General features: G+C 41.9%; 16 protein-coding genes. 8 read left to right on the top strand and 8 right to left on the bottom strand.

Annotation, left to right across the window (positions count from 1 at the left end; genetic code table 11):
- The first annotated feature begins 62 nt into the window (after nt 1–62).
- A complete protein-coding gene (locus C0V77_RS04605; protein ID WP_101725167.1) occupies nt 63–2249 on the top strand; it encodes a DPP IV N-terminal domain-containing protein in 2187 nt (728 codons plus the stop codon).
- Nucleotides 2250–2289: 40 nt separating this feature from the next.
- Here the strand turns inward: C0V77_RS04605 and C0V77_RS04600 are convergent, their stop codons facing one another.
- Both C0V77_RS04600 and rpe read right to left on the bottom strand, forming a co-directional pair.
- The gene (locus C0V77_RS04600) at nt 2290–4029 is read right to left on the bottom strand and encodes a glycosyltransferase family 39 protein (protein WP_101725166.1); all 1740 of its coding nucleotides are present in this window, start codon (nt 4027–4029) and stop codon (nt 2290–2292) included.
- A gap of 16 nt (nt 4030–4045) precedes the next feature.
- Nucleotides 4046–4714 carry a ribulose-phosphate 3-epimerase gene (gene rpe / locus C0V77_RS04595; RefSeq protein WP_101725165.1) on the bottom strand — a complete coding sequence of 223 codons (669 nt, stop codon included), beginning with the start codon at nt 4712–4714 and terminating at the stop codon, nt 4046–4048.
- Between the two features lie 159 nt (nt 4715–4873).
- Between rpe and C0V77_RS04590 the strand changes: the two genes are divergently transcribed.
- Nucleotides 4874–5830 (top strand): isopenicillin N synthase family oxygenase, encoded by a 957-nt coding sequence (locus tag C0V77_RS04590; RefSeq protein ID WP_101725164.1) that lies wholly within the window; start codon nt 4874–4876, stop codon nt 5828–5830.
- A gap of 95 nt (nt 5831–5925) precedes the next feature.
- A complete protein-coding gene (chrA, locus tag C0V77_RS04585; RefSeq protein WP_101725163.1) occupies nt 5926–7107 on the top strand; it encodes a chromate efflux transporter in 1182 nt (393 codons plus the stop codon).
- Between the two features lie 16 nt (nt 7108–7123).
- On the opposite strand, the gene C0V77_RS04580 is transcribed toward chrA, so the two are convergent.
- Entirely contained in the window at nt 7124–7480 is a 357-nt protein-coding gene (locus C0V77_RS04580; protein ID WP_229236196.1) for a hypothetical protein, read from the bottom strand.
- Between the two features lie 433 nt (nt 7481–7913).
- On the opposite strand from C0V77_RS04580, the gene C0V77_RS04575 reads away from it, so the two are divergent.
- Nucleotides 7914–8897, top strand: coding sequence for a DUF4382 domain-containing protein (locus tag C0V77_RS04575; protein ID WP_101725161.1), 984 nt, complete (start codon nt 7914–7916; stop codon nt 8895–8897).
- A 148-nt stretch (nt 8898–9045) separates the two neighbouring features.
- Here the strand turns inward: C0V77_RS04575 and C0V77_RS04570 are convergent, their stop codons facing one another.
- A complete protein-coding gene (locus C0V77_RS04570) occupies nt 9046–10479 on the bottom strand; it encodes a sensor histidine kinase (RefSeq protein ID WP_101725160.1) in 1434 nt (477 codons plus the stop codon).
- 296 nt (nt 10480–10775) lie between these two features.
- Here C0V77_RS04570 and C0V77_RS04560 point away from each other — a divergent pair, with 296 nt between their 5' ends.
- The 3 genes from C0V77_RS04560 to C0V77_RS04550 all read left to right on the top strand — a co-directional run bounded on the left by C0V77_RS04560 (nt 10776) and on the right by C0V77_RS04550 (nt 13626).
- Nucleotides 10776–11741, top strand: a complete 966-nt coding sequence (locus C0V77_RS04560; protein WP_101725158.1) for a hypothetical protein — start codon at nt 10776–10778, stop codon at nt 11739–11741.
- A gap of 116 nt (nt 11742–11857) precedes the next feature.
- Nucleotides 11858–12763 carry an AraC family transcriptional regulator gene (locus C0V77_RS04555; protein WP_101725157.1) on the top strand — a complete coding sequence of 302 codons (906 nt, stop codon included), beginning with the start codon at nt 11858–11860 and terminating at the stop codon, nt 12761–12763.
- A gap of 98 nt (nt 12764–12861) precedes the next feature.
- Nucleotides 12862–13626 (top strand): SDR family NAD(P)-dependent oxidoreductase, encoded by a 765-nt coding sequence (locus tag C0V77_RS04550; protein ID WP_101725156.1) that lies wholly within the window; start codon nt 12862–12864, stop codon nt 13624–13626.
- Nucleotides 13627–13671: 45 nt separating this feature from the next.
- Here C0V77_RS04550 and C0V77_RS04545 read toward each other — a convergent pair whose 3' ends face one another.
- Both C0V77_RS04545 and C0V77_RS04540 read right to left on the bottom strand, forming a co-directional pair.
- Complete coding sequence (locus C0V77_RS04545) at nt 13672–15333, bottom strand: AMP-binding protein (protein ID WP_101725155.1); 1662 nt, start codon at nt 15331–15333, stop codon at nt 13672–13674.
- A 173-nt stretch (nt 15334–15506) separates the two neighbouring features.
- Nucleotides 15507–16994, bottom strand: a complete 1488-nt coding sequence (locus C0V77_RS04540; protein ID WP_101725154.1) for a glycine--tRNA ligase — start codon at nt 16992–16994, stop codon at nt 15507–15509.
- A 119-nt stretch (nt 16995–17113) separates the two neighbouring features.
- Here C0V77_RS04540 and C0V77_RS04535 point away from each other — a divergent pair, with 119 nt between their 5' ends.
- The gene (locus C0V77_RS04535; protein ID WP_101725153.1) at nt 17114–18079 is read left to right on the top strand and encodes a helix-hairpin-helix domain-containing protein; all 966 of its coding nucleotides are present in this window, start codon (nt 17114–17116) and stop codon (nt 18077–18079) included.
- Between the two features lie 29 nt (nt 18080–18108).
- Here C0V77_RS04535 and C0V77_RS04530 read toward each other — a convergent pair whose 3' ends face one another.
- Both C0V77_RS04530 and C0V77_RS04525 read right to left on the bottom strand, forming a co-directional pair.
- Entirely contained in the window at nt 18109–18627 is a 519-nt protein-coding gene (locus C0V77_RS04530; protein WP_101725152.1) for a hypothetical protein, read from the bottom strand.
- 121 nt (nt 18628–18748) lie between these two features.
- The gene (locus C0V77_RS04525; RefSeq protein WP_101725151.1) at nt 18749–21136 is read right to left on the bottom strand and encodes a TonB-dependent receptor; all 2388 of its coding nucleotides are present in this window, start codon (nt 21134–21136) and stop codon (nt 18749–18751) included.
- Nucleotides 21137–21140: the final 4 nt, after the last annotated feature.

The following is a 21140-nucleotide window of genomic DNA, read 5'->3' as shown; positions in this document are numbered from 1 at the left end:
TATAGACAACAACCTTTTTTGCTTAATTTAGCAACCCAAAATCATCCTTCATTTACCAGACTATGCTAAGAAAATTATTAGGCTTTTGTTTCTTTATTTGGGCATTTAATGCTACCGCACAACCGGGACAGTCTTCCAAATGGACACCCGATGGCAATGGATATTATTCTGTTGAAAAACAGGAAATTGTAAAATTTGACTTGCTTACACAGCAGGCACGTGTAATTGTGAGCAAAGATTTACTGACACCCAAGGGCAGTAATGCTCCGCTGGCTGTTCGTGATTTCAGTTTCTCAGACGACCAGAAAAAATTATTGATTTTTACCAACACCAAACGCGTATGGCGTTACGAAACCAAAGGCGACTACTGGGTGCTGGATTTAACTACCAAAGAACTTAAAAAACTGGGGGCTTCTTTGCCTGAGGCCTCTCTGATGTTTGCAAAGATTTCGCCCGATGGTAAAAAGGCCGCCTATGTTAGCAAAAACAATATTTATGTAGAAGAACTGGCTGGCGGCAAACCCAAAGTGCTTACTACAACCAATGGCACCAAGAAATTGATAAACGGTACCTTCGACTGGGTTTATGAAGAGGAATTTGACTGCCGGGATGGTTTTCGTTGGAGCCCAGACAGTAAGTCTATCGCCTACTGGCAGATAGATGCCAACACCATCCGTGATTTTTACATGATTAACAATACAGACTCTATCTATTCATTTATAGTGCCGGTAGAGTACCCCAAAGTTGGTGAAGCCCCATCTGCCTGCAGAGTAGGGGTGGTAAATGTTACAACAGCAAAAACTACCTGGATGAAAGTGCCGGGCGACAGCCGCCAGCATTATATTCCTCGTATGGACTGGGCGGGTAGCTCTAACCAGCTGATTTTGCAACAACTGAACCGCAAGCAGAACCAAAGTAAGCTGATGTATGCCAATGCCCTGACAGGTGCAGTGAGTACTTTTTATCAGGAAGCAGACGAAGCCTGGGTAGATATAAGTACCCATTGGGCTGATGAGAATCCTGCCGGATGGAGATGGTTAAAAGGAGGTAAGGAATTTATTTGGATAAGCGAAAAAGATGGCTGGAGACACCTGTTCAGGGTGTCGGCAGATGGCAAGAAAGAAACCTTAATCACCAAAGGAAATTTTGATGTGATATCGCCCGAAGCAATAGATGAAGCAAATGGTTATGTCTATTTTATGGCTTCTCCTGCCAATGCTACCCAGAAATACCTGTATCGTGCCGGGCTTGATGGTGCCGGTGAGGCCGTAAGGATTTCGCCTGCTATTGAAGAAGGTACACACGGGTATCAGATTTCGCCAAACGGAAAGTTTGCCTACCATAGTTTTACTAACTACTATACACCTACGGCCATAGAATGGGTTGCTTTGCCCGAACACCAACCCCTAGACCCTCAAAAAGACATCAGCAAAAAGATTGATGTTGAAAGAAAGAAAAAATCAAATGTTGAGTTTTTCAGAATAACCACCGAAGAGGGAATTGAAATGGACGGTTGGATAGCCAAACCGAAAAATTTTGATGCCTCAAAAAAATACCCGATTGTATTTATGGTATATAGTGAGCCGGCATCTCAAACCGTTACAGACCGCTTTGGTGTAGGCCGCAATGGGCTTTATAACGGCGATATGGCGGCAGATGGATACATTTATGTTTCGCTTGATAACCGGGGTACTCCAGCGCCGAAGGGCAGAATGTGGAGGAAATCAATTTACAGAAAAATTGGCCTTTTAAATACACGGGATCAGGCCATGGCTGCCAAAAAGATATTGGAATGGCCCTATGTAGACAAAGATCGTGTGGCTGTGCACGGTTGGAGTGGTGGTGGGTCATGCACTCTTAACCTGATGTTTCAGTATCCTGAAATCTATAAAACCGGAATTTCGGTAGCGGCAGTGGGAAACCAGCTTACTTACGACAACATTTATCAGGAACGCTACATGGGCTTACCTCAGGAGAACCGGGAAGATTTTATTAAAGGTTCGCCCATTACTTATGCCAAAAATCTGAAAGGAAACCTGTTGTATATTCATGGCACCGGCGATGACAACGTTCATTACCAGAATGCCGAGCTGATTGTTAACGAATTAATCAGGCACAACAGACAGTTTCAGTTTATGGCCTATCCAAACCGCTCGCACGGCATATATGAAGGAGAAGGTACAAGAATGCATCTGAATACCCTGTTTACTAATTACCTGAAACAATATTGCCCTCCTGGAGGGAAATGATAAAACACGAAAAATCCTCTGGCTTGCCGGAGGATTTTTTTTAGTACCTGCTTTTTTCCAAATCAGTTATCAGTATCTGGCGGCCATCAGGTTTTTTAATGAAAATTCTGTTTTGCTCTTTAGGATTAACTCTCTGAATTATTTCTGAGTTTTTGGGTAGATAAAAATTGGTAAGCTGCGCATCAACCACCGAAAACGGTGGTAAGTCTTTGCCGCCTGGTGTGCTGTTGTCCAGAAAAGAACAATAAACTACCGTATCGCCTTTGGCATAAAGGTTCACTATTTTGTCAGCAGCCAGTTTATATGGGTTTTCTTTTCTTGGTTCAGCAAAATGCATAAAATACCTGGGTGCTTTGTCTTCCCAGATGTTTACCACTATTCCACATACCAAGACCAGTTGCACGCCCAGAAGCAACGCTAAAGCATACTTAACGCTCGATTCCAGCAATAAAATCTGCCTGATAAGCAAGGCTGTCAGTACAATACCAAAGGCATACATATAGCCTATGTATCGGGGCATAATTCTGAACGTGTTGCCATCCTGAATTGAAAATAATATCAGAAACACAAAAGGCAATAAAGTGAGCATTGATAAAAATACCAGTAATGAGTGATTGGCTGCTTTACTTTTCTGTAATAAAGTACCTAGCAAAATAAACAGCAGTACTATATTAAGGGTTAACACCATAAAATGAAGCCTGGCGGTGCTGTAAAGAAAGAAATCGAGTGTCAGCAGCCCGCAGATACCGGCAACTTTCAGTTTGTCAGACGGTAGCCATCTGAAACAAGACAGACCAGCCAAAACACTTACCAGTGCAATGATTGTATTTTTAAGACCTGATAAATGAATATATAGCCCTTCGCTGGTTATAAATGCCGATGAAACTACAAAGCGCAACTGTTTAAAAATGTTGGGCAGGGTAGCCACCGACAGGTAGTCGTCAGGGGCTGTTCTGGCCATTATATTGTATGATTTTACGCTGTTTTCAACGTACTCAATTAACCAGCGGCCACCGTCTGACTTAAGCCAGGCAATCACACCCATAGCCGGAATCAGCATGGCAAGCGCAAGCCCTACCCATACCCTGAGTTTCCTCACATAAATAATCACATAAAGTCCGTGAATTAAAAAAAGCGGAAATGCCGAGATGTGGCATAGCTCGCAGGCAAGTGCGCTCAGGCCATAATACAAATAAAAGGCAAGGCTGCTTTTATTGTTTTTTTCTTTTTCTAAAATAATCAGAAACAAGTGGGTGGCCAGCAATGAAAAAAAGAAGAGCAATGCATAATTGCGGGCAACTTGCGAATAGGTAATATTAAAAGGAGAAACGGCGGCTAAAAATGATGCCAGCAAAGCCAGATTAGATGATTTAAAATGTCTGTTAACAAATACGTATGTCAAAAGCACCGTCAACAGGTTAAATATTAAAGACAAAAACCGCAGGTCAGCATCCTGAAGGCCAACCAGCTGTGTCCAGTAGTGTAAAGAATACGTATATAAAGCCCCATTGCCGGTGTCAATCCGCGCTATTGAATCAAAAAAATCATGAATACTTTTTTCTGACCAGAACTCCCTTGGGGTGAAATAGGGGCTGTCGGGCTTTCTTACTGAGTTCCGCTGGTTATTGCCTTCGTAGCTCACAAACTGGCTCACAAAAAGCGAGTATTTCTCGTCGCCTGCCAGGCCATGTTTGCCTATGTTATGAAAACGCAATAAAAAAGCAAGCACCATAATGCCTGCTAATATAATATAAGTTGTTTTTCGGCTCAGAGAGAACATACAGCTTCAGTTGTATTTAATGATGAGTATCACATATATTTTTCAGGTCTCTGATGGTTTGAGCTGGGTCGGTCGAGTTAAAAACAAAACTACCGGCTACCAAAGCATTAGCTCCTGCATCTACTAAAAGGCCCGCATTGGCAGTGGTTACACCACCGTCAATTTCTATCATTGTGCCAAGTCCGCGTTCATCTGCCATCCGGCGCACTTTCCTTACTTTTTCGTAGGTATGTTCAATAAATTTTTGTCCGCCAAAACCAGGGTTAACAGACATAATCAGAACCATGTCAATATCATGAAGAATGTCTTCAAGTACGTTTACCGGCGTATGCGGGTTAAGCGCCACACCGGCCTTGCAGCCGGTATCTTTTATTTGTTGTAAAGTACGATGCAAATGCGGGCAGGCCTCGTAGTGTACAGTAATAATTTCAGCGCCCAGTTTTTTAAATGTTTCAATATAACGCTCAGGCTGAACAATCATCAGGTGTACATCCAGCGGTTTCGTTGCATGGCGTTGAATGGCTTCAAGCACGGGCATTCCGAATGAAATATTAGGCACAAAAACACCATCCATAATATCAATATGAAACCAGTCTGCAACAGAGTTATTCAACATTTCGGCATCTCTTTGCAAATTGGCGAAGTCGGCCGCCAGTACAGAGGGGGCAATAATCGTATTTTTCATACTACAAAGGTATGCTATTTTCCTTAAAAAAATGTGTGAAACCAGAAAGACAATTCAGCCAGATACCCGCTTAGTATTGCTTCTAAAACAGAAACATACGACGGTTTTATCAAAAAAAACTAAAAAAAGATTAGTTTTGCAGAAAAAATAAATCATTTCATGGAACAAGCACTGCTTGACGAAATACCGTCATTAGACCTTGCAGACTTTACCTCCGGCGACCCTGAGCGTAAAGCCAGATTTGTGCAGGATATCGGAAATGCCTTTAACACCATAGGCTTTGTAGCAATAAAAAATCATGGTTTGACAGAAAACCTGCGGGTAAAACTTTATGATGCCGTTCAGAAGTTTTTTTATCAGGCAGACGAATTGAAAACAAAATATGAGTTTCCGGAGCTGGCAGGGCAGAGAGGTTATGTGGGCAAAGGAAAAGAAACCGCCAAAGGGCACAATCGCCCGGATCTGAAAGAGTTTTATCATGTGGGTCAGCCGATTGCGGAAGGCGAAATGCCCAGCAATGTTTTCCCGACGGAGGTTCCGGAGTTTGAAACGTACACGCTGGCCGTTTATAAAACTTTTGAAAATACCGGCAAAACCCTTTTAAGCGCCATTGCCCTTTATCTGGGCTTGCCCGAAGATTACTTTGAAGAAAAAGTAAGAAATGGCGATAGCATTTTGCGTGCCTTGCACTATTTTCCGATTGAAAACCCCGATGCATTGCCAGAGGGGGCCGTAAGAGCTGCTGCACATGGAGATATAAATCTGATTACCTTGCTGATGGGCGCTTCTGCCGAAGGGTTGGAAGTTTTACGCCTGGATGGGAAATGGATTCCGGTTACGGCATTGCCAGACCAGATAATTATCAACGTAGGTGATATGCTTGACCGCCTGACGAATCATAAACTGAAATCGACAATTCACCGGGTAGTAAATCCGCCTCGTGGAAAAATGAAAACGTCAAGATTCTCTATTCCTTTTTTCATGCATGCCAGAGCAGAAACAGACCTTACCTGCCTTGAAAGTTGCATTGATGAGGCCAATCCGCGCAGATATGAAAACATGACAGCCGGCGAATTTCTGGACGAAAGACTAAGAGAACTGGGGCTTAAAAAATAGGCTTCATGTACTGTTATTTCCGCATAGCACAGAAAAATCAAATTTTCTGTGCTATATTTATTTAATTTATCGACATATATCCAGGAAAACCTTAAATGAGTAAAACCCGCCAGATTCGATACTTCATTTTTTTAAAAGATGTTATGATTCTTGCGCTCACCTGTTTTGGCGGGCCTCAGGTGCATTTAACCATGTTTCTGGACAGATTCGTAAAAAAAAGAAACTACCTGACCGAAGCAGAATTGCTGGAGCTGCAATCGTTGTGTCAGATACTCCCCGGGCCAACCTCAACACAAACCATTACAGCCCTCGGATTTCGGCTCGGCGGAGCCAACCTTGCCTACATCACGCTGTTTATCTGGGTGCTTCCGGGCGCTATCTTAATGACGCTCGCAGCCTTGGGTATTACTTATATAGAAAAAGAGCAACTGGCCAGCCTCACCCGTTTTATTAAACCTATGGGGGTGGCTTTTATCATTTTTGCCGCCTATTCTATTGGTATAAAAGTAATAAAAACACAAGTCAGCGTTGTATTAATGGTGCTGGCAGCTATAGCAGGCTATTTTTTCCCTTCGCCTTATATTACGCCAATCTGGATATTACTCGGTGGCCTGGCCACCGCACTTAAATTTAACGAGCAGGAGAAAATGCAGAAAGAGCCTATCAGAATTGAGTGGGGTAATTTCTTTTTATGGATAGGCGTATTGCTGTCTTCAGCTATTCTGGGGGCTGTTACACACTCTTTACCGATACGTTTATTTGAAAATTTTTATCGTAACGGCAGTCTTACTTTTGGCGGGGGGCATATCCTGAAGCCGCTTTTGTATAATGAGTTTGTGAAGTTTAAGCACTACCTTACCGCCGACGAGTTTTTGTCGGGGCTGGCAATAGTTGAAGTAGCTCCGGGGCCAGTTTTCTCAATTTCTTCGTTTGTAGGTACTTTATCTATGCGAGAATGGGGGATATACGGCGAGTTGCTTGGAAGTTTTGTCTCCACAGCAGGTATTTTTTTGCCGGGTACATTTCTGATATTCTTTGTAATCCGTTTCTGGGACCAGCTAAAAAAATACAGGGGTATCAGGGCCTCACTGGAAGGCATTAATGCCGCCAGCACCGGTTTAACGGCAGCGGCGGCATTTTCTCTGTCTCAACCAATGTATGTGGATTTAGTATCGGTAATGACAATGATACTTACTTTTATTCTTTTACTGACCCGATACGTGCCAGTGTATCTGATTATAACAGGCGGCCTGCTTATGGGTTGGGCAAGTGCCTGATGTGGTTGTGAAAGTACTATTTAATGGCAAATCTGGCCGTAAGCGCTATGTCGTCAAGCCATAATCCCTGATAACCAATCACGTTTATTGCCGGTTTCCAGTCAACGCTTAAATTAAGCGGAATCTCTCTGAAAGTGTACTCCAGCCCGAGTATACCATCTGCCCCTACAATAGCGTGCGAATCGTTGTTATCAAACCAGGGATTACCATATTGGCCACCGTTACCCCAAACACCTACGTGTCCACCAACACCGTAGTACCATCTCCAACCGGCAGTCTGAAAAGCAGGAGCATGAATTTCATACAAACCCGTAATGTTTATGCCGCGCCAGCGTGTATAAACTATACCTTCTATGGCTTTTCTTTCAGACATGTTGTGTTTGATACTCAAACCGTATCCATAATTTAAACGTAGGCCGACCCCCGTTTTGTAGTCAGATTGGGCAGAAGCTGCTGTAATCGAAAAAATAATAAGGCCTGTTAACAAAAATAATTTACGCATAGTGCTGAATAATTATTGATTAATAAAGAATAGTTAGCGTATATAAACGATAAAAACCTATTCCAAATCTGTAAAAGGGTTAATTGCCAATCTGAAGGATATGAATTGTAGAAAATCTTGTGAATGATGGGTATAAAATTCCACATCTCAGGTTTTTTGGAGCCGGATTTTACCAATGGTACGCTGTTTTGATTAGTCAGGTTGTCAATTACAACACAGAACATTTACAATTAACAACCATTCTTAAATGATATGAAGCACATCTGTACTTTAGTAATCATTTTTTAACTAAATCCTGTTTTTTATGAAAGTTACAAGATTGTTTCTCGGCGCAGCGCTTATTGGCTCACTCGGATTCCTGCAAATGTCTTGCGAAGACTCCTCAAACGACATGGGTCCCGACGGGGGCTCAGCCTCCGGCACTCTGAAAGTTAGTATTACTGATTCACCCATTGACTCACCGGAGGTTAAAGGGGCATTTGTAACAGTAACTGAAATTAAAGTAGATGGAAAAACATTTGATGGCTTTAAAGGCCCCAAAACCGTAAATCTGCTTGAATTGCAAAACGGTAATTCGCTTGAGCTGGGAAGCGGAAATTTTAACGCTGGCACATTCAGCAAAATAACATTGGTACTTGATTACGAAAAAGATGCATCTGGTACAGCGCCTGGATGCTACATTCAGAAGGCAGATAATACCAAACAAAAACTTCAACTTAACGGAAGTACCCAGAATGCAATAGAACTGACAGCCAAGCAATTTGCTGTGCAGGAGGGTAAAGCCACTGAGCTGGTAATGGATTTTGACCTCAGAAAAGCCATTAAGTCAGAGACATCGGGCTCACAAACTACTTATTCATTTGTAAGTTATGGCGAACTTCAGGCTGCCATCCGTACCGTAGATAAACCGTCTTCAAGCGACATTAGTGGTAAAATAGATAATTACAACTCAACCACCATGGGCGACGTAGTGGTTTACGTTTACAAAAAAGGTACGTTTAACCAATCAACTGAAACTCAGGGACAGGGAGAAAGCCAGATAAAATTCAAAAACGCGGTTACCAGCGCCAAAGTTGATGGCAGCGGTAATTTCAAGGCGGCCTTTTTAGAGCAGGGTGATTACGAAGTACATTGCGCTTCTTACAGCAAGCCAACCGGAGGTTTCTTTGGTCTGAAAGCCCTTCTGAATATCCAAAGCAAAAACAATGTAGATTTAAGCAGTATTGCACTGAAATCTGATGCCGATGTAAGTCTGTCAATCTCGGTTAGCACTATACTTGGCTTGTAATGGAACCCAAAAGATACTGGAATAAAATGTGTTACACTGTTCGGAATAAGTAAAACACATTTAACTCAAAGAAGGAGCCATAAGGCTCCCATAAAAACCGCCAAACCGGCGGTTTTTATTTTTACCCGCCTACGTATACAAAGGCAAGTTAAACAGAAAGTAGTTTTTCAAATTGATTACCTTTGGCAGGATTAAAAGTTTTTGGGAAAAACAAATGAAACCTGGCGCCTTTATTAACTTGCCCCTCGGCGAATATAAAACCATTATGGTTGCCCATAACTCTTTTGCATATAGCTAAGCCTATGCCGGTTCCTTCGTATTCATGCCGCCCGTGCAGCCTCTGAAAAATAACAAATATTTTTTCGGCATAACCAGGTTCAAAACCTATACCGTTATCCTGAAAACACAAATGGTAAAAAGTGCTTTCTTCTCTCAGCCCTTCAATAAAAAATATGTCTTTTCCTGACATCTCCTCCGACGATATTTCAATAATCGGTGCAATGTCATTCTGAGAAAATTTAATGGAATTGTTAATCAGGTTATAAAACAACTGTTTTATCTGAAACGGGAACGCCTTTATTACCGGAAGTTCCTCAGTAATAATCCTTACTTTTTTCTCTTCAATGGCCAGTGATAAGTCGGTTTCAACTTCTTCCAGCATCTGGTTAAGATCTACTGTCTGTAATTCCTGATCGTAATGATTAACCGTTCTCGAGAACGTGAGTAAATCGTCAATCAGTAATTGCATTCTTTCGGCAGACTTCTCAATTTTATTGAGCGATTCCTGCCCGTCCTGATTCAGTGACGAGTAGTGTTTTTTAAGCAGTATACCGCTGAAAGCCCGAATTTTACGCAGGGGCTCTTTCAGGTCGTGAGAGGCCACGTAAGCAAATTGTTCCAGCTCAGAGTTTGTGCGCTGTAATTTATCCAGATTATTTTCAAGCGCCTTCTGAAACCTGATGCGCTTGCGAAGCTCGTAAATCAGAAACCCGAAAGAAGCCAGCAGTAACAGTGCCGACGATGCCGATAGTGAAATAATGTAGCCTGGCAGGTGTTTATCGTTACTTATTTTCAGCGCATATTTGTTATTAAGAATCTGCTTTTCGGTAAGTAAAAACAGATTCATTACATTTCTGATTTCATCCATTTTCAGCTTATCGCTTTTCAGGCTCTCAGCACTTACAGCGGTTTTTATTCGTGCAAGTTTAATGTTGGTTTCTGTAATCTGTATTTTTTCGGCAATGAGTTTTTTCAGTTGCATCAACCGTTGGGTTTGCCCTTCGTTATGCTCCACCAGGTCTTCCAGTTCGTTTATTATTTTGCCAATAACACGGTAAGCATCGTAGTAAGGGTTCAGAAAAACATTTCGTTGGGTAAGCAAATAGCCTCTTTGCCCGGTTTCCATGTCTTTCATTTTAGATATCAGCTCTTCTCCTTTCATCATTACCTGGTAGTTGCGCTCAATGTCTTCCATATAAGCCAGTGTCTGATGTACTTTCAGATAAGAAACAACCGTAAGTATCATCAATAGGATAATACAGGAGATAAACGAAATCGTTACGTATCTGAACGGTTTGCGCATGAGTAGTGAATGTTTTTTTGGCTATTTTATATGTAGGCATTGCATGGTATCTGCAATACCCGGGGCTTTCGTCAGTCAAAGTTAGGTATTCTCATCTTTATTCAGGGGTAAAAACCCAAAAATTCATCTTTCTTTGTTCTATTTTTAATTTAATAGTTACTTTTTGTAGAATATATTTCTCGGTTTGGCTGTGTTTTTGCCTTTTGCCGGCAGGCAAAAGGCAATGGTCCAACAATTTTAAAGTATAAATTGGAAATATCCGCAAGGTAATTATATTCATTTAGCGATACTTTAATATGGAAAATTTAACACAATCAAGAAGAAGAGCATTTGCCGGGGCAATGGTTGTGGCACTTACGTTTGCTACTGCTTTTGGGATTTTTCAGGCATATAGATCAAGTGCCATTTCTGACGAGCGCGACAGATTTACAATACAGGCTGATTCGCTGATGACGGTGAAGCAAAACCTGGAAGAGGAAATAAGCGGTCTGACCAAAGATTTAAACGATGAGCGTGATGAAAACGCCGAACTGGTAAATAGAACCGAGTACATAAATGGCTTGCTGGCAGAAAAAGAAAAAATAATGGCAAGGCTTAATAAAGAGGCTGAAGTGCTAAAAGGTAAGAATAAGTCTAAAGATGAGCAACTGGCTTTACTGAATAATCAGATTATTGAACTGAACGACGTAAAAGCTCTGATGGAAAGAAACTTAACAGATTTGCAGGCAAGTAATGCCAATCTGGTTTCGGAAAATACCGAATGGAAAGTAAAATATGATGAACTGCGCGCACAAAGAGATGAACTGAATACACACATTGCCTCGCTCAATAAAAGGATAGATGAAATTATTTATGACGCCCCGGCCGATAACTTTAAGGTTGAAGTGCTAAAGACCAACAGCAAGCTTACCGCCAAAGCAAAAAAAGCACATTCGTTAAGGGTTTCTTTTTTAGTGCCAGAGAGTTTAAAGAATAGCAAAGAGGGCCAACAGAAGGTGTACCTTACTGTTCTTGACCAAAAAAATATGCCTGTAAAAGGTTCAATAAAAGAAGTGAGCATTATGCGAGGAGAAAAGCTGATGCCTGTGGCCGTTCATGCCATGCAAACTGTTGATTTGGCACGGAGTCCTCAAAATGCAACATTTGAGTTTGATTTGAAAGAAAAATTAAAACCCGGTACTTATAAAGCTTCTGCATACGCCGACAATGATTACCTGGGTACAGTTGAATTTAAGGTAAGAAACAGTTTCCTGTTTTTCTGATGCTCAGCATTTTGATTTTTAAGGGGCGGTGAAACACGGGTTTCATCGCCCCTTTTTCATTATTGGGCTTTTTAATATAATTTAGATTGGTATATTTGTATTTTGCAAATACCATAATGAAAGTAACAACACTTGAAGATTTTTATAAAGAGGCCTCATTAGTTGTACCCGAAGGTATTAACAAAGAGCTGGGGCATTTTAATGTGTTTAAGCTGCATGAGTTGGTAGCAGCGGGTAACAAGCGTACAACGATGCCTTACAGCCGGCGGGATTATTATAAAATAAGCCTGATAAGTGGCAGAAACAGAGCAGAATATGCCGATAAGGTAATTGACATTGAAAAAAATGCCTTGCTATTTGCCACACCTAAAATTCCGTATCACTGGTTGCCCCAAGACGATAAACAGCATGGTCATTTCTGTATTTTTACGGCTGAGTTTCTGACCCAGAGCAAAAGTGGAGTCGTGCTTGACGACCTGCCGATATTCAGACCCGGTGGCTACCCCATCTTTCAGTTATCAGATAAGGTGGCCGAAGATATTCTTCATGTTTTTAATAAAATGTTTGATGAAATCGCGTCAGACTATATCTATAAGTATGATTTGCTGCGCAATTATGTTTTAGAACTAATACATTACGGCCAGAAATTGCAGCCATTAACCGCCTTGCACCCAACTCACAATGCCTCGGCCAGAGTTTCTTCTTTGTTTATTGAGTTACTTGAGCGCCAGTTTCCAATAGAATCTCCGCATCAGAAATTATCTTTGCGCTCAGCCAAAGACTATGCAGACAGGCTTTCGGTACATGTGAATCACCTCAATAAAGTGCTTAAACAGAATACAGGTAAAACCACTACCGATATCATCAGCAGCCGCGTTGTTCAGGAAGCCAAGATTCTGCTGAAACAAACAGACTGGAACATATCTGAAATTGCCTATTCGCTGGGCTTTGATGAGATTGCTCATTTCTCTAATTTTTTCAGGAAGCATACTTCATTTTCGCCGTTGGGTTTTCGTGCGTAAGGCAATTGATTGATTTTTGCAATTTACGGATTGATACACGTAACCGGTCTGTTGGGTATGGGTTATACCTTTGTGTCATCATTTTAAATAATATAATTATGGCACAAACAAACAACATTGCTTTAGTAACAGGCGGAAGCCGGGGCTTAGGAAAAAACATGGCGCTACAACTTGCCCGTAAAGGTATAGATGTAATACTTACGTATAATCAAAAAAAGGAGGAGGCGTTTCAGACAGTAAACGAAATAACTGAATTAGGCCAAAAGGCAGCAGCATTACCACTGAATACAGGCGATTCTAAAAGTTTTGATTCATTTTTTGAACAGGTAAAGCAGGTGCTCACAGACGAATTTAATGCAGAGAATTTTAATTTTCTGATAAATAATGCCGGTATTGGGATTCATGCCTCTTTGTCTGAAACCACCGAAGAACAATTTGATACCCTGATGAATATTCATTTTAAAGGCGCTTTCTTCCTTACACAAAAAGCCCTGCCGCTGATTGCTGACGGAGGCGGAATAGTAAATATTTCTACAGGTCTTACACGTTTTTCTTTTGCGGGTTATGGGGCTTATGCTTCAATGAAAGGAGCAATTGAAGTACTTACTAAATATCAGGCAAAAGAACTGGGCAGCAGAAAAATAAGAGTGAACGCCGTAGCGCCGGGCGCTATTGAAACCGATTTTGGTGGAGGTGCAGTAAGAGACAATGCTGATATAAATGCCCAAATATCATCTATTACGGCACTCGGCAGAGTGGGTTTGCCAGACGACATAGGTAGTGTAGTAGCCTTTTTGTGTACCGACGATGCAAAATGGATAAACGCGCAGCGCATTGAAGTGTCTGGCGGAATGATGCTATAATGTTTTGGTTTATGGGGGAACAAGCTACCAGGCGCCCCCATAACTTTACTGCCATACTACGTATTCTTTCCTGTTGTACCAGGTTTCCAGGTACGACTCAAATTCTTTTTCTATGTTACCCCTTTTTATCTTCATGGTTGGGGTAAGTTTGTTGTTATCAATTGTCCACGGTTCATTCAGTATAACTATTCTGCGTACTTTTTCATAGGGTTTCAGGGTCGCGTTTACTGCATGGAGGGTTTCCTGCAGGCTTTCATTAACCTTCTCAGCGCTTTCGGCTTTTCCTATGTCAGACAATATCACCAGCGCAATGGGTTGGGGTAAGTTATTACCTGCCACGCATATCTGTTCTATCATGCAATTGGCAGAAAAACCGGCCTCAATAGGGGCAGGGGCCACGTACTCGCCTTTAGCTGTTTTGTACATTTCTTTTACCCTGCCGGTTATTTTCAGGTAACCTTCATTATCTATTTCGCCAACGTCGCCGGTATGAATCCAGCCCTCTGTATCAATGGTTGCGGCTGTCATTTCCGGTTCGCGGTAATAACCGTTCATATTCCAGGCCGAGCGTGTGCATATTTCGTTGGTTTCGGGCATCAGTTTTATCTCCATTCCTGGGTAAGGCTTGCCAATTGTTCCGTTTTTTATTTTTTCTCGGGGCATCATGGTGGCTACACCCAGGTTTTCGGTCATTCCGTAGGCTTCCTGAATTATGATACCCAGTTTTTTAAACCATTCAATTAACAATACCGGCATAGGTGCAGCAGAAGCCAGAATAATGATGGCATCATTCAGCCCCAATCCTTTGCGTATTTTTGTTTTAATCAGGTTATTTACAATGGGTATCTTTAATAATATATCCAGCTTGCTCTGCGAAATTTTTGACAATATACCCAACTGGAATTTGGTCCAGATACGCGGAACGGCCAAAAAATGCGTCGGATTGGCCACTGCCAGATTTCTGGCAAAACTCTCTACTGTTTCTGCAAAGTAAACAGTTGCGCCGGCAATGGTTGCTCCAGACTCTATCACCATTCTTTCGGCCACGTGGCACAATGGCAGATAAGATATAAACCGCGATTCAGGGTAGTCGAGTTTTGTATAATGCCGGGTATAATAAAGTGCCATAGTTAAAGCCTTGTAAGTTATCATTACACCTTTTGGGTTGCCGGTAGTGCCAGAGGTGTAAATAATACTGAAGAGGTCGTTCAAATCGGGTATAAAATTATCCTGCTTCGGCTTAAAACTATTCATGATCCATTCCCATTGCACATGCTTTGCCTGTGGGTTATAAGTAGGAAATGAAATACATTTTACACCCTCTGGTATGCCAGGCTCAATGCTTTTGGTGTCGTCCATTTTACCAATAAATAGTACACGGCAGCCACTGTGCGTCATTACCTGATTCAACTGTTCGGCATTTAGTGTTCCATAAAAAGGCACAGATACATGGCCTGCCATCAGAATACCGAAATCGGCTATCAGCCATTCTGCACAGTTTTTTGAAATAAGGCCAATGTTTGTTTTGGGTGGCAGGTTAAGCGATTCCAGATAGCTGGCTATTGTACGAGCCTGCAGGCCTACTTCTTTCCAAGAAAAATCTTTGTATGTATTGCCAAATGGCTGTTTTAGAAATATCTTGTCAGGCTGGTTTTTTTCATGGGCATAAAAATACTCCAGGAAGGTTTTATCTGGTAAAAGTTCCATAGCAGTAAAGGGTGTTAATAGGTTTCGGTTTTGTAAAATTAAATTAAAAAAGCAGAATTGCTAATTTGTCGGGCAAATTGCCTTGTGTATATTGTGCTTTTAGCGACAAAACAAAAGCAGCATGACTCAAAGGCTGAATCATGCTGCTTTCTAATTAAATCAATTCTTTATAATCAGATATTTTCAAGGATACGCTCCATTGAAACTTCGTATCCGATTTTCTCTTTTAAAGCACTTACTGCAACTCTTTCCTGCTCCATTGTGTCGCGGTAACGGATGGTCACGGTGTCATCTTCCATCGTCTGGTAATCAACTGCAATACAGTAAGGCGTACCGATTAAATCCTGACGGGTATAACGTTTACCAATAGCGCCGCCGTCGTCATAAACTGCTCTGAACGAAGATTTAAGCGATTGCGTAATGGCTTCGGCTTTTTCTGCCAATCCGTCTTTTTTTACCAAAGGTAAGATAGCAGCCTTAATAGGAGCCAGAGCCGGGTGCAGTTTCAAGTAAGTACGTTCTTTTTCGTTTTCACCTTCGCCTACAGTTTCTCTGGTAAAGGCGTTACAGAAAGTAGCCAGGAATAGTCTGTCGGCACCTACCGAAGTTTCAACTACATACGGAATATAATTACCGTAAGGCTTACCGTTGGCATCCAAGTCGGCATCAAAGTATTGTTGTTTTTTCTTCGATAGCTCCTGATGGTTACGCAAATCGAAATCAGTTCTTGAGTGGATACCCTCAATTTCACGGAAGCCGAATGGGAACTGGAACTCAATATCTACCGCGGCATTGGCGTAATGAGCCAGTTTTTCGTGGTCATGGAATTTCAGTTTCTCGGCCGGTAAGCCAACCGCTTTATGGAACTTCAAACGGGTTTCTTTCCATTCTTTATACCATTCCATTTCTGTTCCGGGACGCACAAAAAACTGCATTTCCATTTGTTCAAACTCACGCATACGGAAGGTAAACTGACGCGCCACAATTTCATTTCTGAAAGCCTTACCAATCTGAGCAATTCCGAAAGGTACTTTCATCCGGCCGGTTTTCTGCACGTTCAGGAAGTTAACAAAAATACCCTGTGCTGTTTCAGGGCGCAAATAAATCATGCTGGCATCTTCTGCCACCGAACCTACCTGTGTAGAGAACATCAGGTTAAACTGGCGTACCTCCGTCCAGTTAGCGGTTTTAGAGATGGGGCAAACAATATTTTCTGCAATAATTAATTCACGTACACCTGCCAGGTCTTCAGCGCCTAACAAACGGCCCATTTCTGCCAGTAATGCCTGCGCCTTTTCCGCCTGCCCCGCTGCTTCATATTCTTCTGCTTTGCCTTCCAATAACTGGTCGGCACGGTATCGCTTCTTGCTGTCTTTGTTGTCAATCATCGGGTCGTTGAAACCATCTACGTGGCCAGAGGCTTTCCAGGTAAGGGGGTGCATAAAAATAGCCGCATCAATCCCCACAATGTTATCGTGCAGTTGAGTCATGGCTTTCCACCATGCTGTTTTCAGGTTATTTTTTAGCTCTACACCGTTTTGACCATAATCATAAACTGCCTGAAGACCGTCGTAGATTTCAGATGAAGGAAACACAAAGCCATATTCTTTGGCATGAGAAATAATATCTTGCAGTGAATTAGTTAGTGCTGGTTTGCTCATTTAATTATTTTAAATAGATTTATGTCCTGATATTGAAAATCTTACAAAATTAGCGAAAACCTGACAAATACGTTAGCTATCTTATTATTTTTGGAGTAATTTGTCTGTGACCATTATTTATGAACCGAATCCTGAAATTTATTCGTGCTTCTCTTAGCATGTCTTCGCACGAGGCCAAAGGGGTTTTAGTGGCCTTTTTCATTATTATTGCTGCTATGCTATTCATGGCAGGCGCCGACTACTTTTTTAGCCAAAAACCACAGAATCTGACTATTTCGTCTCCCAAAGATATTGACAGCCTTACAGTGGCACTAGATACCAAGGCCAGCGCGTATAGCAAGTATGGTGAAGGTAAATCAGGCTTTGGTGGTTCCGAAGACAAAAATTACAAGTACTTCAATTTCAATCCTAATACGGCAACAGTAGCACAATTTCAGGAATTGGGCTTGCCAAAGTTTATTGCAGAACGTATAGAGAAATACCGCAGCAAAGGCGGGAAGTTCCGTAAGAAGGAAGACTTCAAGAAAATTTACGGTCTGTACCCTGAAACCTACGAGCGCCTGGCACCTTATATTGATTTACCTTCGGCAGATGAAACATCGGTCATTTCCCCGCAAACTACCTCAATAACCCAGCCGGCAAATTCTGAAAAGAACGAAGCGCCTGCCAGAGAGTTTAAGAAGGAAAACAAACTAACCAGGTTTGATTTAAATACAGCCGATACCACGCAACTAAAGTTAATTAACGGCATTGGCTCAGGCTATGCCCGGCGGATTGTGAAGTTCAGAGATGCACTAGGTGGTTTTGCCAAAGCAGAGCAGGTAAGAGAAACTTACGGTTTACCCCCCGAGACGGCAGACGAATTGTTAAAATATGGATTTGTGAGCGGAGGTATAAAAAAGCTGAAAATTAATCAGGTGGCAGTATCTGAACTAAGGCATTTGTATCTGAAGTATCACCAGGCAAAGGCCATTGTTTCTTACCGTGAGCAGCACGGAAGTTTTAAATCAATTGAAGATTTGAGACAGATAAAAGTACTGGATGAAGCCACTATTCAGAAAATTGAACCGTATCTGGAGTATTAAAAAAACAAGAGGGGCGTTAGCCCCTCCGGTTATCTTGTATTTTTGCAAATCTTCACTGATTCTTCAAACTTGTTCACAATCTCTTTCACCAGCCGCTCATCTTTTGTGTGAAGCGAGAAATTTGTTTTGCTCTCATTGTCATCATCATTTTTTAGATTAAACGAGCCGCCAATATTATGATTCTGGCCAAAGCCTACCTTCATTCTCATTCTATCGGCAGGTACAATCATCTTCAACTGATATTCTCCGCTGTCTTCTTTATCATAAGAAATCTTCTGTACGTCTTTCAATAACCATGAGATTCTCATTCCAAAATTGAGGTCTGAGTCTCTGGCATCAATATTCATATTCATCTGGCAGCCTTTAAATTTAAAAGTAGGTACGGCTTCATTGTCGTTCACTTTTAAATGGTTGCCATCTTTCTCTTTTACCAGTCGGTCTAGCTGGAAGCTCAACCATTTGGTATTTGATTCTAAAGTTTGAGCAAAGGCAAGGTTTGTGCCAAATAAAAGAATTACTGAGGTAATTAATAATTGTAGCTTTTTCATAATTCTGAGAGTTTACTTGTTAGTTTATGAGTAGATGCAGAACAGTTATTGAGGGTTGCTTACAAACAAAAATAAGCCCCCGGTTAAAGGGCTTATCTTCAAAATGCCGTAAATATTGGCTTTACATAAACTTGAAGTTGTAAGATAATGATACAATTGGCGCACCAAATACAACCAGTTTATAGGCCGATACAGCAGTACCTTGTGTACGAATAAATACAGAGTAGGCATTTTTCTTACCGTAAAGGTTAAAAACAGTGAATGTCCAGTTACCTTTAAAACGTTTGTCTTTCATGCTCGGTTGATAGATGTTCCACGCAAAGTCTAGGCGATGGTAATCTGGTAGTCGGGCATTGTTACGCACGCCATAGTATGGGTAGCTGGTTCCCTGATAGATAATAAAACCCTCTGGCATGGTAAAGGGGCGGCCGGTGCTATATGAGAAGTTAAACGAAAAATCGTGGTGTTTACCCTGATTAATAATTACAGAAGCATTGAATGAGTGCGGGCGGTCATAATTAGCTGCATACCACTTGCCAAAGTTAATCTGCTCGCCAAAGGTTGTGCCTTCAGATACCCTATTCTGAGAGCGGCTGTAGGTATAGTTTACCCAGCCTGTCATTTCACCTTTTTTCTTTGAAATCATAAATTCCAACCCATAAGAGCGGTTTTTACCTTGCAGCAATTGCATTTCGGGGTGTGCGTCAAGCAGGAAGTCGGCACCGGGCTTATAATCAATAATGTTATTGGTCATCCGATAGTAGCCTTCAACCGATAGCTCGTAGATATTGCCCGGCAGGTTATGAAACAAACCTGCTGCTAGCAATGAGCTTATTTGCGGACGAACGTGGGTGTCAGAAGTTTTCCAGCGGGAAGTCGGCAGGGGAGTAGTTGTATTAGTAACTACCTGCATATACTGGCGCATGATATTATAACCTGCCTTAATGGAGGTTTTGTCGCTAAGTGAATACTTAAAGCCTAATCTTGGCTCAAAGCCGCCGTAAGATTTAATGATTTTGCCTCTGGCATAAGAAATGGTATCTCTGACCGACAGTGCATCTTTTGGCTGGTTAGGCTCATAAATCTGCACACCGGCAGGCCCCAGCGCAAAAAACTGAGAGTATCTTACACCTAATGCCAGCGTGGCTTTAGGAGAAAGGGTGATTTCGTCTTCCGCATAAATACCGGTTTCTAACGAATATTCGTTAGGTGTTTTCAGAGCCAGCACACTACGGCTTGTGCCGGGCCTTAATTCTCCGGGCCCGACTCTGTATTTTGTAGCGCTGATACCGGCCTCAATGTTATGCTTTGCATAGTTAAAGTTAACATTGGTTTTAGCTTGTTTGTAGTCGATGTCGGACATTAAAACTACTTTATTGTCAGAGTTCAGTTCTGGCAGCAATGTTTTGGGTAAATAATAAGCCGATACCACCGTGGTTTGCATATTGATTTTTGGCGATATGGCATAAAACCAACGTGCAGAGAAGCTCCTGCTCCGGTAGTCATACTGAGTTGAAGTAGCATTAATGTTACCAATGCCACCCAGCAACTCGGTCTGAAAGAAGTCTTTACTGTAATAGCCTGAAGCTGTAATGGTATTTTTGGCATTGACACGATAAAAAAGCTTTGCCACTACATCAGTAAAGTTTGCTTTGATATCGTCCAGTTTTTTGGAAGCCAATGGCAAAAGGAAGTCGTTATAAGATGCACGGCCGGAAATCATTACGCCCAGTTTGTCTTTTATTACAGGAACATCAAGCGAGAGCCGATTTGATACCAGACTGATACCGCCATTCATTTTAAATTTATCAAGTGACGGCTGCGCCAGTGTTACATCCATTACAGAGGCTGCTCTGCCGCCAAAACGCGCAGGCGTATTGCCTTTGTAAACCTCAACGCCTGATGCCGCCTCAGACGGAAACGCCGTAAACAAACCAAACATATGGGTGGGGTTGAAAATCGGGATGTCGTCTAGTAATAACAGGTTCTGGTCAGTTGTACCGCCTCTGATGTTTACCCCGTTTGAGGCCTCGCCGACACTCGTTACGCCGGGCAACATCTGCAAACCCCGCAGAATGTCTATTTCGCCTACGGCAGCAGGTAGTTTTCTGAGGGTTTTTATATTTAATTGATTAACCCCCAGTAAAGGGCGCTGAATGTTGGCTTCTACGCCTTTGCTTGATACAATCACTTCTTCCAGCTCGTTTTCAACACGGCCCATCGAGTAAGTGCGTCTCATATCGGCATTTATTTTAATACCGTCTCTTACTGGTCTGTAGCCTACAAACTTTACAGTTACGGCGTGTTCTCCATACGGAATGCTAATGTCAAAATATCCGTTTTCATCGGTAACGGCGCCAAACTTCCCATAATCAATATTGATAGATGCCTTGGCGAGTGGTTTACCATCAAGTGTATCTTTTACATAGCCGCTAAAGCGGTAAAAAACCTGTGCCCTGGCTGCTAAGGTAAGTAGTAGAAATGAACTTACGATGTAAAGTTTTCTCATTTTT

It is taken from the genome of Emticicia sp. TH156 (assembly GCF_002855535.1).
Classification (GTDB): domain Bacteria; phylum Bacteroidota; class Bacteroidia; order Cytophagales; family Spirosomataceae; genus Emticicia; species Emticicia fluvialis.
This window is presented reverse-complemented; position numbering and strand designations above follow the sequence as displayed.

What these genes read in the sequence shown, in the direction of transcription:
- C0V77_RS04605 (WP_101725167.1), top strand. Translation starts at nt 63, where the DNA reads ATGCTAAGAAAATTATTAGGCTTTTGTTTCTTTATTTGGGCATTTAAT.
- C0V77_RS04600 (WP_101725166.1), bottom strand. Translation starts at nt 4,029, where the DNA reads ATGTTCTCTCTGAGCCGAAAAACAACTTATATTATATTAGCAGGCATT.
- rpe (WP_101725165.1), bottom strand. Translation starts at nt 4,714, where the DNA reads ATGAAAAATACGATTATTGCCCCCTCTGTACTGGCGGCCGACTTCGCC.
- C0V77_RS04590 (WP_101725164.1), top strand. Translation starts at nt 4,874, where the DNA reads ATGGAACAAGCACTGCTTGACGAAATACCGTCATTAGACCTTGCAGAC.
- chrA (WP_101725163.1), top strand. Translation starts at nt 5,926, where the DNA reads ATGAGTAAAACCCGCCAGATTCGATACTTCATTTTTTTAAAAGATGTT.
- C0V77_RS04580 (WP_229236196.1), bottom strand. Translation starts at nt 7,480, where the DNA reads ATGTCTGAAAGAAAAGCCATAGAAGGTATAGTTTATACACGCTGGCGC.
- C0V77_RS04575 (WP_101725161.1), top strand. Translation starts at nt 7,914, where the DNA reads ATGAAAGTTACAAGATTGTTTCTCGGCGCAGCGCTTATTGGCTCACTC.
- C0V77_RS04570 (WP_101725160.1), bottom strand. Translation starts at nt 10,479, where the DNA reads ATGCGCAAACCGTTCAGATACGTAACGATTTCGTTTATCTCCTGTATT.
- C0V77_RS04560 (WP_101725158.1), top strand. Translation starts at nt 10,776, where the DNA reads ATGGAAAATTTAACACAATCAAGAAGAAGAGCATTTGCCGGGGCAATG.
- C0V77_RS04555 (WP_101725157.1), top strand. Translation starts at nt 11,858, where the DNA reads ATGAAAGTAACAACACTTGAAGATTTTTATAAAGAGGCCTCATTAGTT.
- C0V77_RS04550 (WP_101725156.1), top strand. Translation starts at nt 12,862, where the DNA reads ATGGCACAAACAAACAACATTGCTTTAGTAACAGGCGGAAGCCGGGGC.
- C0V77_RS04545 (WP_101725155.1), bottom strand. Translation starts at nt 15,333, where the DNA reads ATGGAACTTTTACCAGATAAAACCTTCCTGGAGTATTTTTATGCCCAT.
- C0V77_RS04540 (WP_101725154.1), bottom strand. Translation starts at nt 16,994, where the DNA reads ATGAGCAAACCAGCACTAACTAATTCACTGCAAGATATTATTTCTCAT.
- C0V77_RS04535 (WP_101725153.1), top strand. Translation starts at nt 17,114, where the DNA reads ATGAACCGAATCCTGAAATTTATTCGTGCTTCTCTTAGCATGTCTTCG.
- C0V77_RS04530 (WP_101725152.1), bottom strand. Translation starts at nt 18,627, where the DNA reads ATGAAAAAGCTACAATTATTAATTACCTCAGTAATTCTTTTATTTGGC.
- C0V77_RS04525 (WP_101725151.1), bottom strand. Translation starts at nt 21,136, where the DNA reads ATGAGAAAACTTTACATCGTAAGTTCATTTCTACTACTTACCTTAGCA.